The following is a 12,399-nucleotide window of genomic DNA, read 5'->3' on the forward strand; positions in this document are numbered from 1 at the left end:
CGCTATAGTAGTACATTTAATTGCAAATATATCCTCCGATTATAAATTGAAGTCGCTACATTAGCTTGAAATATAAATCTATAGCCATGGACAATATTATGAATCTATTGAACGGCGGTCTCAGCAAAGATGTCATTGCGGGCATAACGAAACAAACAGGAGCTACCGAGGAACAGACCCAATCGGTGGTTTCAAGTGCCCTGCCCGCCCTGCTGGGCGCCTTGCAAAACAATGCCAGTAGCGGGGAAGGTGCCCAAGGTATCCTGAACGCCATTGGTTCCAAGCACGATGGAAGCATCCTAGATAACCTGCAAGGTTTCTTGGGAAGTAGCGATACCTCAGATGGTAACGGTATACTGAAACATCTATTAGGCAATAAGCAAGGAGCACTTGAGCAAGGGATCAGCGGGAAAACCGGTGTATCCTCCGGCACCGTGTCCAAGATACTGGCTATGCTAGCACCTATTGTCATGGGTTACCTCGGCAAACAAACTCGTAGTAACAATGTCAGTGACGGCAACGGACTGCAAGATCTCTTGGGTGGAATGCTAGGCGGCAAATCCGGTGGCAATGTCTTGGGTGGCATGCTCGACCAAAATGGCGACGGTAAATTGGGTGTCGATGACGTCGGCGGACTATTGGGTGGCTTATTCGGGAAGAAGTAAAGGACTAACATTCTTTGGCCGAGTAGTCGGCCACGTTGCGTTGCTGCGATGAGAAACTGATTCCTATTGCTGTTTTTTGCCTAGAGTCAGCGGTATAAGGTGTAAGGTAGCCATTATCAAGCACCTGCTGCAATGCCTCCTCGGCCGTGCCATCCAACTTGAGTTCGATGACATAAATATAGCGGTCGGTCTGGACCAGTAAATCGCAACGCCCCTTGCTGCTGTGTACTTCGGTACCAACGTCTACTCCTACTTTCTGGAAAGTAAGCAGCATAATGATGTGGAATATGGATTCCGTATCCGCCCGCCAATGATCGTAAGGAATGCTGGCGATCACCGCATTAAGCGCATCGATTAGCCCAGGGATGTCATGATTTTGGATGGCCAACAGGATGCCCCCGGTTTCGTTGGCAGAGGTATCTGGATATACGCCCCGATAGGCGCTCAGCAAGTTATCCAACAAACTGTCCTTAACCTCCTGGTTGGGGTATCCTAATTCATACAAGCGGCTATTGGGGTTGTATTCCTTGATAGTCAAGTAACCCGTTTGGAACAGCAACGGGATGGAAAGCATGTGCAGCGGGTCGAAATTGCCCAATATGTGTTCCGTACTACTCACGCGCTCAAAGTCATATTCCCCACGGGCACGTATCCCATTGACCAAAAACGTGGGTGAACCTGTGGCAAACCAATAATTCCTAAACTCCCCCTCTTTCATGAAGGAAAGCAAGGAAAACGGGTTATACAGTGTATCACGGCCTCCCCAGGAATAGCCGTTGTACCACTGTCGTACCTTCTCGATGAGCTCCACCTCGCGGACACCCATTTCATCGGCATAATTCCGGATTTCCGCCACAAAGTTGGTTTCCAACTCCTGTTGTGTAATGCCCACCAGTGCATTGAACATCCGGCCTACGGTGATGTCCTGCAAGTTGTTCAAATCCGAAAAGATGCTTACTTTGCTGAACCGGCTCACCCCCGTCAAGAAAAGGAAGCGGATATGGCGGTCCGCATCTTTTAACACGGAGTAGAAGCTTTTGAATACCGCACGGTTTTCTTTCACTTTGGCGGGGTCGTCAAGGTAATCGATAATCGGTTTATCGTATTCATCGACGAGGATGACCACCTGCCCTAAACTTTTGGCCGCTTTCTCAATGAGTTCCCGGAATTTGCTCTTCAGGTCGGTCTCCAATAGATCCAGTCCCATCTCTTCGGCCACCTTATTCAGTTCACTGGATAAGGCGTCATACAATCCCCTTTTTTGGTAATCGATCTGACTTATCCGTAGGTGGATGACCGGGTTTTTCTGCTCCCAGTCCCAATGGTCGGCAATCCAGAGCCCTTCAAACAGTTTGTGGTTCCCGGAAAACAACTCATCGATCGTATCCACCAACAGCGACTTTCCGAATCGCCGTGGCCGGCTCAGGAAATAATAGTTACCCGTAGTAACCAATTCGTGAATCAGTTCTGTTTTGTCAATATACAGATAGTCCCCCTCCCGTATTTTACGGAAGCTTTGCAAACCGATAGGATATTTCCTGCGCATGAAGCAAATATAATGCTTTTACTCAGAAATCCCCATACGCCACTTGGGAACAGGGCAACAGCTTACGCCATAGTTCCACCACTTGATCGCGGTCATCCAACCCAAACTCCACCCGGTATTGGCCATCGATATGCGCTCGGAAGAGCTCCTTTTTTATAACCGCATCCTTCCGGTAATCATTCTTCTGCCTCATCCACAATCCATCGTATCCAATATGGTGCTTTTGGAGGAAAGCTTCCGTCTGCGGCCGGTAGACTTCCTCCCTGCCGGATAACAACAGGATTTTATAGCCCATGCAATACTAACACAGTTGCAGACGAAACGACTTTTAACTACTTCCAAACTTACCACCCACCTTTTCAGAACAGTTAACAAATTCATTATCTGCTTATTTGTAAGCCTTCCAAACTTCTCTTTCAAGTCTGCTTATTCGTTGAAATTCATCATCGGTCATTTTCCATTGTAAGGAAGAGAGGTTGTCACTGACCTGTTTTAAGTTCTTTGCTCCGGGAATATAAATCATTTTTGGATGGCTATTTAACAACCAATTTAATGCTACTTGTACTATGGTAGCTTGGTGAGTAGAAGCAATTTCTTCCATAAGTTCAAATAGCGGCTCCAGCTTCTCTCTTTCAAGTTCGTAAGGTTTCTTAAATAGACTTTTAAGCCAAAAAGTCGGATGTCCTGTACCAAATATATCTAATTGCATAACTTTCATAATTGACTTTACATTTTTGGGGTAATCCATACCACCGACCCTGTACTTGCCCGTCAAGATACCTTCTGCCAGTGGAAGAATAGCAATAGGTGCTACATTCAATTCGTCACAAGTTTCTAATAGACCATTGGTTTCAGGGTGACGAAATAACAAGTTATACCCTATTTGATTGGAAGCAATCAGAATACCTTGTTTGTCAAGAGTTTCTCTGACTCCCCTTTCGCATAACTGTCCGAAGTATCGAAAAAATTAACGCCTGCATCCAAACTTGCTTTGAATGCCTCAAACACATCTTTTTCGGTATATTTTGAGCCATAGCCAAAACTCCCTTTTCCCCAGGCTTGTGTACCTATTCCCATTGCAGTGACGTTAATTCCACAAACCCCTAATGCACGATATGCTATTTTGTTCATTTTTTAAAAGAATTTTATTTCGTGACAAAAGTAAAAAGCAAATGGTATATATTTGTAACCAGTATTAAAAAGGATACCGGTGAAAGAAAGAGAAATATCTGATAAAGAGATTATTAATTATTTGCAAGACACGTTGTATGTGATTAATGGTAAATGGAAACTACCTGTTTTAATGGCCATAAAGAGGGGAAGCACCCGTTTCAGGGAAATTCAACGTTATGTTCCGCCTATTACAAGCAGGGTATTGTCGTCTGAATTGAAATTATTGGAACAAAACAAACTAGTTACTAGAAAGGTATATGATGAAATACCTGTGTTAGTGGAATATACATTAACAACGTATAGCGAAACACTATTTCCAATCATTGAACTCATGGTTTATTGGGGTAAAGACCATAGAAAAGTAATTGCAGGAAAGTAATTTTTGTCAAGCTAACAAAGAAATTGGAAAATGTACATAGATAAATAACCGAAAAAACAAGCAACGACCCGCTAACATCGTATTGGCAATTACCATGAAGCAGAAAATTCAAATTATTTCAGCACCATCCATATTGGGATTAAAACCGACCGGGGTTGAACAATTAGCTAACGTCTTACTTAATACTGGTCGCCTGCACAAACTGAAGTATGTTGAGCCCCTGATTGAAGTTCCTACATTAAATGCTGGTTATAATAAACATAGAGACCATAAAACAAAATGCCTTAATCCGACAGCAATACACGATTTCTCGAGGATATTAATGAGCTACATTGCAGAACAGATTGATAAATCTAATTTTCCGCTTGTCTTAGGTGGTGACTGTAGTATCCTCATCGGAATCATGCCCGGTTTAAGATCAAAAGGGAACTTTGGTTTGATTTTCCTGGATGCACATGCAGACTTCTATGAACCCGCCAAATCAACCACAGGCGAGCTTGCAGACATGGATTTAGCAATTGTTACTGGTCGTGGTCCTGATATTTTAACTGACATTGATAATTTGAAGCCTTACGTTGAAGACAAAAATGTTATTCAGATTGGGCAAAGAGATGCGGAACAAACAAAGGAATACGGTTCGCAGGATATTAGAAAGACAGGCATAAATGTTTTTGACTTTGCCACTATAAAATCAGCAGGGTTAGACAAAGTGATTGACGATGTTATTAAATACATGGACGAGTTGAATCTTGATGGTTTTTGGATTCATTTTGATACCGATGTAATTAGTGACGATGAAAACCCTGCGGTAGACTATCGTCTTCCCGGTGGATTAACTTTTAAAGAGGCTGAACATTTACTGAACCAATTAGTGCAGACGGGAAAAATAACAGGCATAAGCGTGACAATTTTCAATCCCAATTTAGACAAGAGTGGCGAAATAGCAATAAAAATATCAGACTGCTTAGTTTTTGGTTTAAGTAAAAATAGCTGCTAACATAGGCTTGGCGCAAGCGGGGCTGACGAACAGGGGCTGAACATTTGTATTTCAATTTGGCTTCAGTGCAAAGGTTGGGCTGACATTCCCTGATTTCCCCGCCTGCGCCAAGCCCGGAACGTTAGCGGTAATTGTAAAACAGAAGGAGTAACACAAAACGAAATGAAACCATCATGATTTTTCAGATCACACAGTGGGATGAATAAACCGAGCTTGCGAGCTCTTGAACACCCATTTAGTAAACAGTTGTGAAAAATCTGATAGCTTCATCGCCTTTTAAAAACAAATTATATACAGATGAAAAAAATAGATAAGAATAATTTTAAAAGACTTATTGGAGCTTGGAAAACTCGAGGTGATATAAAGTCTGGTCAGGACAACCTGAAATTAATTGGTANATAGATAAGAATAATTTTAAAAGACTTATTGGAGCTTGGAAAACTCGAGGTGATATAAAGTCTGGTCAGGACAACCTGAAATTAATTGGTATTGACAGTTACGAATTGATACTTGACGGAAACTATATATTGCATAAGGCAGACGTTCAGATGGGTAATGAAAGAAGTGAAACTTTAGAAATTATTCAATTGGATAACTCAATTGACAAAGCAAAAATGCAATACTTCAACACAAAAGGTGAAGATGGCATAATGAAAAGTTCTATAATCAACAATGAATTCAAGATTGAAGGAAAAGGTTTAACGTTTAATGGAACAATCAATGATGAAAACACAAAGATTATAGGTAAATGGTACATTCAGACAGAAAATGATAAATGGACTGACTTTATTGACCTAACCCTTGAAAAACAAAAAAGTTAATGCTATCAAAAGCAGTTCTAGGGACAAATCATATATAAACGAGATCAACCTAATGAAAAACGAAAGTACTCAAACAGAAATTGAAGCCCATATTCGAAAATTAATTGACCAACAAATCAGGGCAGTTTGTGATAAGAATATTGATCAGGCTTTGAACAATTATGATAAGGATGTCCTATCATTCGATGTAGTAGACCCGTTACAATTTATAGGAATAGATGCAATAAGAAAAAGATTAGAAGAGTGGTTCTCAACGTTTCAAGGCCCTATCGAAAATGAGATTAACGATCTCAAAATAGAATTATCTGGAAATGTAGCTTTCTGTTCCAGGCTAAACCATGTGAACGCAGTCAAGGTTGATGGTGGGAAATTAGACATGTGGTGGCGTGAAACAACTTGTTTTAAGAAAATGGATGGTCGTTGGATGATTACGCATGTGCATAGCTCAGTACCATTTAATACTCAAAATGGTAAAGCTTCTACTGCTCTCAAGCCGTCTACTACATTGGAAGATATCTCCATCACAAACAGGGAAGAAAAAAAAGTATCACTGCTTATTAAAAAGTATTTTGCTGCTTATGAGTCAAATGACAGGAAGGCAATTGGCGAACTATTGAGTGAGGATTTTAGGTTTAGCAGCCCTGACGACCCTGATATTGATAAGGCAACCTATTTCAAGAAGTGCTGGCCATTTAGTGAAAAGGCTAAATTTTACAAAATCGAAAGACTTATTGAGGAAGATGATGAAGCTTTTGTTCAATATGAATGTGAAACGATTAGAGGAAATAAGTTTAAGAACACGGAACTCTTTAAAATAAAAGCAAGCAAAATAAAAAAAGTAGAGGTTTACTATGGTTCTCTGCCAAATGGAATTTCAGAATAGAAAAGGCTTCAGTATAGATGAAAACTTAATCTACATGAGAAGAAACAACGAACCGCTAACAACACCTCTGTGAGGAGTATTCGTTTGCCAATTCGGTTAAACAATGGCACATCTAATTCATTTTCAAGCTGCTTAATTTGCTGCGATAGTGTACTCTGGCTGACATTCAAAATCTTCGCAGCTTCGGTAAAATTTAATAATTCCTTTGCCTTAAGGAAGTATTTAATCTGTCTCAGCTCCATATTTCTAAATCGGTTTTATCGATTGTTTTCATCGAAAAATAACGTTTTGCAAATATAGAATTTGTCGCGACATTTGTGGTATAAGACTTTTAACTGAAAATTTTATCCGGATATACGGATGCTGTCCTGCAAAGCCACGGGTACATTCACCGGCAGGTATTCCGAAGCGGTGATACCGAGTGCCATCGGGAACATCATGATACTACGCGTTGAAACGTATATATACCCAATGGGGTCGCTTTCTGGATTTGTTACCACGTTTCTGAATTGTGCCATGGAATGCGATCTATCCTTTACTACCTTAGACCCGTTGTACAACAAAAACAAGTTTTATTTACGTATTAAAATCAGAAAATCATGAATTTAGAACATTTGAATGTAGCGGAGCTCAGCTCCGAGGAATTGGTTGAAACAACTGGCGGCCGTTACATCATGCCTTTCACTGACAAAGATGTTTGGGACGAAGTCTTTGTGGTGAGAAATCCGGATTTTTACTAACGTTTTAGCACAATGATTCAGGTGCGGGTATTGCCCGCACCTTTTTTTTGAAATGCTTTTCTTTACGCGTTGCTTTGTCAGGCCATGCACTCACGCGCTGTGAGTTCCTGTACATCCAATTTTTGTAAATCCATTGTTTAAAAATTTAAAGATTAAAAATGATTTTATTCTCCGTAAACGCACCTAATATTTTTAGTATATTAGCGAGGTAAAAGAAGAGACGATGAATATATTCAGTTTTAGAGCCCATTTCGGCACGGAGGACGATTGCCGGCTTCATTTCAAGGAGCAGCGGGACAAGGAGGGCGTCACCTGCAAGAAATGCGGGGGCAGCTCTCATTATTGGCTACAGAAGAAATGGAGCTACGAATGCAAGTCGTGTCATTTCCGCACCTCGCTGCGCAGCGGGACGATCATGGAGAGTTCCAAGCTACCTTTTTTGGTGTGGTACAAGACGATGTTCCTGATGAGCTGCACGAAGAAGGGTTTTTCAACCAACGAGTTGCAGAAACAGCTGGGTATGAAGCGTTACGAACCGGTATGGGCGATGGTTCACAAACTCCGCAAGGCGATGGGCAACCGGGACGCGAAGTATACCCTGGAGGGGATGGTGGAGCTGGACGAGGGTTATTTTTCAGTAGCCAGCAAAGAAATAGAACGGGGCAAGGGGACACGCGGCCGGGGAGCCGAGGGCAAGCAGAATGTGGCCGTGATGGCTGAAAGCACCTCCTACGTTGATATCTCCCATCTGGTGGAGTTACACGTTACCGAGAAATCGGACGCCAAAACCACCAAAGAAACCCTGAAGTGGGTGCATATCGCCATCAGCAATGCCAAAAGGACGTTATTGGGCAATTACCATAAAATCAAAAGGAAATACCTCCAGCTGTACCTCAACGAGTTCATTTACAAACTGAACAGAAGGTATTTCGGGGACAAACTATTTGATAGGCTGGTCATTGCGAATATAACAGGTGCGTAAACGGATAATCAGAAATTTTATTACTTAAATTCCATTACTAAAAAAATCAATCATGAAAATTAAACTCATTCTATCGGTTTTACTTCTGATTACATGTCTGGCAGGATTTAGTCAAGAAAAGCAATCTGGCAAAACTAAAAAGAACAGTTCGGTAGTGTTAGAAAAAGGATTAATTAAAGTGTCCATCATGTACCCGTTTGCAGAAGGCAAGACCTTTGATATGGAGTATTATGAAACCAAGCACATGCCTATGGTAGCAGGGTTTTTAGGATCAAATTTGGTAAAATACACCATTGAAAAAGGCTTTGCCAGCGGTATTCCTAACACGCCATTGCCATTTATGGCTATTGGCTCCTTCTATGTAAAAGACCTGGGCGACTATCAGGCAGCTATCGGACCAAATAGAGATGCCATAAGATCAGATTTCCCTAATTACACTAATATTAGTCCTGTCATCTTTGTTAGTGAGATTATTAGGTGACGCTACAACTCATGATTACTTTTATCCCTTTACTATCTGGCAAAAAAAATATTTGCTGTAACCGGCCGGCTGCCAACACAATGCATAAGCAATGGCGGGTTTTGGTTTAAGGTCAACGTGTTATCTTTCAAAATACGTTTTTGTAACGGGGACAGTGGCACACATCTTGCACCCGCCACTGCTCATGCACCAACGTTAGCGGTCATTGTAGAGCGACTGTAAAACAGTAAAAACGTTAAGACAAGAAAAATATGAAAAGAGTGACAGTGTTTTGTGGTTCAAGTTTTGGGACAGATGACATTTATAAATCACAAGCGACTTTACTTGGACAAACATTAGCTAAACAAAACATTGAATTAGTTTATGGAGGTGCAAACGTAGGACTTATGGGTGCAGTTGCAGACGGAGTTTTGAGCGAAAGTGGAAAAGTTATTGGCGTATTGCCTAACTTTTTAAAATCAAAAGAAATTGCCCACGAACAATTAACCGAATTAATCTTGGTTGACAGTATGCACGAAAGAAAAACCAAAATGAATGAACTCTGTGACGGAGTAATTGCACTGCCAGGTAGTTTTGGGACATTAGAAGAATTTTTTGAAATGCTAACTTGGGCTCAACTTGGACTTCATAAGAAGCCAATTGCAATTTTAAACATTGACGGTTTTTATGACTCTTTAAATGACTTGATACAGACAATGGTTAATAAAGGGTTTTTAAAGGAAGTAAATCAGCAAATGCTTTTAGTCAGTGATAATATTGATGAACTTCTTGACAAAATGAAAAATTATGTAGCACCGACAGTTGGAAAATGGATTACCAAAGAAACAGTTTGACGGAAAAACAACGAACCACTAATGCAGATACTTGGTTACATATTGTTGACAATACATTTTCTTTTGTTCTTTTGGGCAGTAGGGGGTTTCATAGAAATGATTTTTGATAATGTGCCTTGGAAGCCTTTTACCAATCCCGAATTTCCGTTTTGGGTATTGGTTATTCATTGGGGTTCTGTGCTGTTTGCTTCTGTAAGTTTCATTTACGGATATTTAGCACATTGGAATAAAACACCACAAATTATGACTATTGCTTACGGACTTATGGCATTGGTCTGTATCATTGAAACCTTTGGCTATATGACAAGCAAAACGAAATATATAGCAATGGGAGCAGAGTTTATGGCTTATATTATCATTCTGTTTCTCTTGTTTAAGAGCAGTTACTTTATTAATCACTTTGGAAATTGAATAGTTCCTGCTTCTAAATCGCCACCTTCGCCAATCCCTAAACCATTGTATGCCATTTTAGAACGACACTGCAATGAAATACAGAGAGATTAAACCGAATGGATTTTTGAACAACTTTGTGCAGTGTTTTTGGTATTACGAAACAACTGACACCGAAGTTCAGCACACTATTTTGCCAGACGGTTATTTTGACATAATTGCAGAATTTGAAAACGAGAAATTGACAACTGTTAAGCTCACAGGAATTTGGACGAAACCGAAAGACATAAAAATCCCGAAAAACACAACATTCCTTGCTATAAGGTTCAAACTTTTAGCGATTGAATACCTGTTCAAAAAAGAGATTAAATCCATTTTAGACACTACCGTAAACTTGCATTTTACATTTTGGAACCTTGACACATATAAATGTGATGAGTTTGAAAAGTTTGTTACTGACACTTCTAATGAATTGGACGCTTCAATAAAACATTTAAGTGAAATAGACAGCAGGAAATTAAATCTTTTTGAAATCGTTTATCAGCAAAAAACAAAAACTGTGTCGGAGCTTTCAAACCAAATTTTTTGGAGCAGTAGACAAATTAACAGATACTTTAATTCGCAGTTTGGTATTACACTAAAAGAGTTTCTGAAAATTGTTCGTTGCAACGCTACTTATGAAGAAATTTCAAACGGCAACCTAAGTCCTCAATCCGATTTTTTTGACCAAGCACATTTCATCAAAGAAATAAAGAAATACACAGGAGTAACACCAAAAGAATTAAACAAAAATAAAAACGACCGATTTTTACAATTATCAAAGTTGGAAGAAAGGTAATTTTGAGTCATAATTTAAATTTCATCAAAATGAAGATAAGCAAACTTTCGCCCAATTTTGAAGTAAGCGACATACGGAAAACTGTTGCCTTTTATACCGAACACTTCGGTTTTAAGCTAATTATGGCTGTTTCTGAAAGTCAATACGGTATTGACCAAACTTTTGCAGAAAATAAAGAATACGTTTACGCAATGATGCAGAAAGACAATGTTGAATTTATGTTTCAACGAACCGATACTTTTAAGAACGATGTTGTTTTTTCAAAAGATTTATCTATTGGAGCAACAGTTTCATTCTATATGGACATAGAAGGGATAAAAGAATTTCACCAAAAACTGAAAAACAAAAACCTTCAAATTACTGAATTGAAAACAACTTGGTATGGTATGCAAGAGTTTTATGCAAAAGACCTTAATGGCTACATACTTGGATTTGCCGAAAAAGCTGAATAATAATGAATATCGAAGAATAAGAAAACTTTGCTGTCTGATACGCGTGCCGCCACCTTCTCCAGCAATATGTGGTGTCTCATCGTATCGAAGTAAGACAATCAACCGGAAAAACAATTTGGCCTTGACTGATTTTATTTGATTGATTTTGTCGCGGTCGTATTCAAATGCTATCCAGATTATGGCTGCACCGCGGTGTTCTCCCATGGATAACCTGAACCCATTCCAGACATTGTTGCTTTCACTTCGTATTCCGAATAATTATTTTCAAAACAAATATAAAAAGTTATTCAAAATACGAAATAAAAAAGCGGCTTTGTTGTGAGCTTTTTGTGCTGATTTATAATGATATAAGCTGTTCTCACTAGAATGCTTTAAATTCATGTCGATACTGGAATGTTTCATATATTTGGGAGTTGTAAGCAATTTCACGAAACCGCACAGACAAAACGATAAAATGAAATTTGACAAGCATTTTCCGACAAAAAGACTAAAACCCTACATCAAATATTTTGTAGTGTCGGAGAATGAATCGGAAAACGAATACAAAGTTTATCCGTCTTCGAGATTAGTTATAGGATTTCAGTATAAAGGACAACTTACTACAATTAAAAACAACACCTTCAACAAGCTAACATCCGCAGGTATTACAGGGATTTCTGACAGCTACAAAATCTTCAAAAGTTCAGAAAATATTGGTACTGTTTTGGTTTACTTTACCGAAATTGGATTTACACATTTTACTTCACATCCTGCCAATGAATTGTTTAATCTAAGTCTATCGCTTGAGAATATTTTTGAAAAGAATGCAGTACGCGAAGTGGAAGAAAAATTAGCTTATGCCACTTCTGACAAACAACGTATAAAAATTGTTGAGCATTTTTTTCTATCTCAACTAAAAGACATTCAAGCTGACAAACTGATTGTTGAAGCCATTAAAATCATTTACCAAAGCAAAGGAACTGTCCGCATAAAAGAACTGAACGAAAAATTGTTTATCAGCCAAAGCCCGTTGGAAAAACGCTTTCGAAAAGTGGTTGGAACAACACCTAAAAAATTTGCTTCAATTGTCCGTTTCAACACTGTTCTTGACAACCTAAACGAAACAAAATCGCTTACTGAAATCTGCTACGAAAACAACTTCTTCGACCAAGCTCATTTCATTAAAGACTTTAAACAGTTTACTGGAAACACTCCCGAAAACTTTAAACGCTTCTTGTAG

General features: G+C 39.4%; 19 protein-coding genes. 13 read left to right on the forward strand and 6 right to left on the reverse strand.

The genetic code is table 11. The annotated features are described in order from the left end of the window. The first annotated feature begins 86 nt into the window (after positions 1-86). Positions 87-665 carry a DUF937 domain-containing protein gene (locus tag NF543_RS18830; RefSeq protein ID WP_257669736.1) on the forward strand — a complete coding sequence of 193 codons (579 nt, stop codon included), beginning with the start codon at positions 87-89 and terminating at the stop codon, positions 663-665. A gap of 4 nt (positions 666-669) precedes the next feature. Here the strand turns inward: NF543_RS18830 and NF543_RS18835 are convergent, their stop codons facing one another. The 4 genes from NF543_RS18835 to NF543_RS18850 form a co-directional block, all read right to left on the reverse strand. Then, on the reverse strand, positions 670-2,211 hold the full coding sequence (locus NF543_RS18835; RefSeq protein ID WP_257669737.1) for a PD-(D/E)XK nuclease domain-containing ATP-binding protein: 1,542 nt from the start codon (positions 2,209-2,211) through the stop codon (positions 670-672). 22 nt (positions 2,212-2,233) lie between these two features. Next, a complete protein-coding gene (locus NF543_RS18840) occupies positions 2,234-2,506 on the reverse strand; it encodes a phosphatase domain-containing protein (protein WP_257669738.1) in 273 nt (90 codons plus the stop codon). Between the two features lie 93 nt (positions 2,507-2,599). Further along, positions 2,600-3,082, reverse strand: coding sequence for an aldo/keto reductase (locus NF543_RS18845; protein WP_257669739.1), 483 nt, complete (start codon positions 3,080-3,082; stop codon positions 2,600-2,602). Between the two features lie 26 nt (positions 3,083-3,108). Continuing rightward, positions 3,109-3,342, reverse strand: a complete 234-nt coding sequence (locus NF543_RS18850) for an aldo/keto reductase (RefSeq protein WP_257669740.1) — start codon at positions 3,340-3,342, stop codon at positions 3,109-3,111. Positions 3,343-3,421: 79 nt separating this feature from the next. Between NF543_RS18850 and NF543_RS18855 the strand changes: the two genes are divergently transcribed. The 4 genes from NF543_RS18855 to NF543_RS18870 all read left to right on the forward strand — a co-directional run bounded on the left by NF543_RS18855 (position 3,422) and on the right by NF543_RS18870 (position 6,464). Next, positions 3,422-3,763 carry a winged helix-turn-helix transcriptional regulator gene (locus NF543_RS18855; protein WP_257669741.1) on the forward strand — a complete coding sequence of 114 codons (342 nt, stop codon included), beginning with the start codon at positions 3,422-3,424 and terminating at the stop codon, positions 3,761-3,763. Between the two features lie 94 nt (positions 3,764-3,857). Beyond that, positions 3,858-4,760, forward strand: a complete 903-nt coding sequence (locus NF543_RS18860; protein WP_257669742.1) for an arginase family protein — start codon at positions 3,858-3,860, stop codon at positions 4,758-4,760. 548 nt (positions 4,761-5,308) lie between these two features. Continuing rightward, positions 5,309-5,581, forward strand: a complete 273-nt coding sequence (locus tag NF543_RS18865) for a hypothetical protein (protein WP_257669743.1) — start codon at positions 5,309-5,311, stop codon at positions 5,579-5,581. Positions 5,582-5,633: 52 nt separating this feature from the next. Then, complete coding sequence (locus NF543_RS18870) at positions 5,634-6,464, forward strand: nuclear transport factor 2 family protein (protein WP_257957531.1); 831 nt, start codon at positions 5,634-5,636, stop codon at positions 6,462-6,464. 8 nt (positions 6,465-6,472) lie between these two features. Here the strand turns inward: NF543_RS18870 and NF543_RS18875 are convergent, their stop codons facing one another. Further along, the gene (locus NF543_RS18875; protein WP_257669745.1) at positions 6,473-6,706 is read right to left on the reverse strand and encodes a LysR family transcriptional regulator; all 234 of its coding nucleotides are present in this window, start codon (positions 6,704-6,706) and stop codon (positions 6,473-6,475) included. A 102-nt stretch (positions 6,707-6,808) separates the two neighbouring features. Further along, entirely contained in the window at positions 6,809-6,982 is a 174-nt protein-coding gene (locus NF543_RS18880) for a hypothetical protein (RefSeq protein WP_257669746.1), read from the reverse strand. 81 nt (positions 6,983-7,063) lie between these two features. Between NF543_RS18880 and NF543_RS18885 the strand changes: the two genes are divergently transcribed. From NF543_RS18885 to NF543_RS18920, 8 genes are all read left to right on the forward strand, one after another. Continuing rightward, complete coding sequence (locus NF543_RS18885; protein WP_257669747.1) at positions 7,064-7,204, forward strand: hypothetical protein; 141 nt, start codon at positions 7,064-7,066, stop codon at positions 7,202-7,204. Between the two features lie 223 nt (positions 7,205-7,427). Beyond that, a complete protein-coding gene (locus NF543_RS18890) occupies positions 7,428-8,186 on the forward strand; it encodes an IS1595 family transposase (RefSeq protein WP_257669748.1) in 759 nt (252 codons plus the stop codon). Between the two features lie 52 nt (positions 8,187-8,238). Further along, positions 8,239-8,667, forward strand: coding sequence for an EthD family reductase (locus tag NF543_RS18895; protein ID WP_257669749.1), 429 nt, complete (start codon positions 8,239-8,241; stop codon positions 8,665-8,667). 251 nt (positions 8,668-8,918) lie between these two features. After that, positions 8,919-9,500 (forward strand): LOG family protein, encoded by a 582-nt coding sequence (locus tag NF543_RS18900; protein WP_257669750.1) that lies wholly within the window; start codon positions 8,919-8,921, stop codon positions 9,498-9,500. A gap of 96 nt (positions 9,501-9,596) precedes the next feature. After that, entirely contained in the window at positions 9,597-9,911 is a 315-nt protein-coding gene (locus NF543_RS18905; protein WP_257669751.1) for a hypothetical protein, read from the forward strand. A gap of 73 nt (positions 9,912-9,984) precedes the next feature. After that, positions 9,985-10,728, forward strand: a complete 744-nt coding sequence (locus NF543_RS18910) for a helix-turn-helix domain-containing protein (RefSeq protein ID WP_257669752.1) — start codon at positions 9,985-9,987, stop codon at positions 10,726-10,728. Positions 10,729-10,757: 29 nt separating this feature from the next. Continuing rightward, positions 10,758-11,180, forward strand: a complete 423-nt coding sequence (locus NF543_RS18915) for a VOC family protein (RefSeq protein ID WP_257669753.1) — start codon at positions 10,758-10,760, stop codon at positions 11,178-11,180. A 454-nt stretch (positions 11,181-11,634) separates the two neighbouring features. Next, positions 11,635-12,399 carry a helix-turn-helix domain-containing protein gene (locus NF543_RS18920; RefSeq protein WP_257669754.1) on the forward strand — a complete coding sequence of 255 codons (765 nt, stop codon included), beginning with the start codon at positions 11,635-11,637 and terminating at the stop codon, positions 12,397-12,399.

This window comes from Parapedobacter tibetensis, from assembly GCF_024704835.1.
GTDB classification, from domain to species: domain Bacteria; phylum Bacteroidota; class Bacteroidia; order Sphingobacteriales; family Sphingobacteriaceae; genus Parapedobacter; species Parapedobacter tibetensis.

Excerpts from the sequence above, each read along its gene's own strand:
- NF543_RS18895 (WP_257669749.1), top strand. The coding sequence starts at position 8,239 with ATGAAAATTAAACTCATTCTATCGGTTTTACTTCTGATTACATGTCTG.
- NF543_RS18915 (WP_257669753.1), top strand. The coding sequence starts at position 10,758 with ATGAAGATAAGCAAACTTTCGCCCAATTTTGAAGTAAGCGACATACGG.
- NF543_RS18830 (WP_257669736.1), top strand. The coding sequence starts at position 87 with ATGGACAATATTATGAATCTATTGAACGGCGGTCTCAGCAAAGATGTC.
- NF543_RS18860 (WP_257669742.1), top strand. The coding sequence starts at position 3,858 with ATGAAGCAGAAAATTCAAATTATTTCAGCACCATCCATATTGGGATTA.
- NF543_RS18885 (WP_257669747.1), top strand. The coding sequence starts at position 7,064 with ATGAATTTAGAACATTTGAATGTAGCGGAGCTCAGCTCCGAGGAATTG.
- NF543_RS18880 (WP_257669746.1), bottom strand. The coding sequence starts at position 6,982 with ATGGCACAATTCAGAAACGTGGTAACAAATCCAGAAAGCGACCCCATT.
- NF543_RS18900 (WP_257669750.1), top strand. The coding sequence starts at position 8,919 with ATGAAAAGAGTGACAGTGTTTTGTGGTTCAAGTTTTGGGACAGATGAC.
- NF543_RS18865 (WP_257669743.1), top strand. The coding sequence starts at position 5,309 with ATGGGTAATGAAAGAAGTGAAACTTTAGAAATTATTCAATTGGATAAC.
- NF543_RS18850 (WP_257669740.1), bottom strand. The coding sequence starts at position 3,342 with ATGAACAAAATAGCATATCGTGCATTAGGGGTTTGTGGAATTAACGTC.
- NF543_RS18890 (WP_257669748.1), top strand. The coding sequence starts at position 7,428 with ATGAATATATTCAGTTTTAGAGCCCATTTCGGCACGGAGGACGATTGC.
- NF543_RS18875 (WP_257669745.1), bottom strand. The coding sequence starts at position 6,706 with ATGGAGCTGAGACAGATTAAATACTTCCTTAAGGCAAAGGAATTATTA.
- NF543_RS18910 (WP_257669752.1), top strand. The coding sequence starts at position 9,985 with ATGAAATACAGAGAGATTAAACCGAATGGATTTTTGAACAACTTTGTG.
- NF543_RS18840 (WP_257669738.1), bottom strand. The coding sequence starts at position 2,506 with ATGGGCTATAAAATCCTGTTGTTATCCGGCAGGGAGGAAGTCTACCGG.
- NF543_RS18835 (WP_257669737.1), bottom strand. The coding sequence starts at position 2,211 with ATGCGCAGGAAATATCCTATCGGTTTGCAAAGCTTCCGTAAAATACGG.
- NF543_RS18870 (WP_257957531.1), top strand. The coding sequence starts at position 5,634 with ATGAAAAACGAAAGTACTCAAACAGAAATTGAAGCCCATATTCGAAAA.
- NF543_RS18920 (WP_257669754.1), top strand. The coding sequence starts at position 11,635 with ATGAAATTTGACAAGCATTTTCCGACAAAAAGACTAAAACCCTACATC.
- NF543_RS18905 (WP_257669751.1), top strand. The coding sequence starts at position 9,597 with ATGATTTTTGATAATGTGCCTTGGAAGCCTTTTACCAATCCCGAATTT.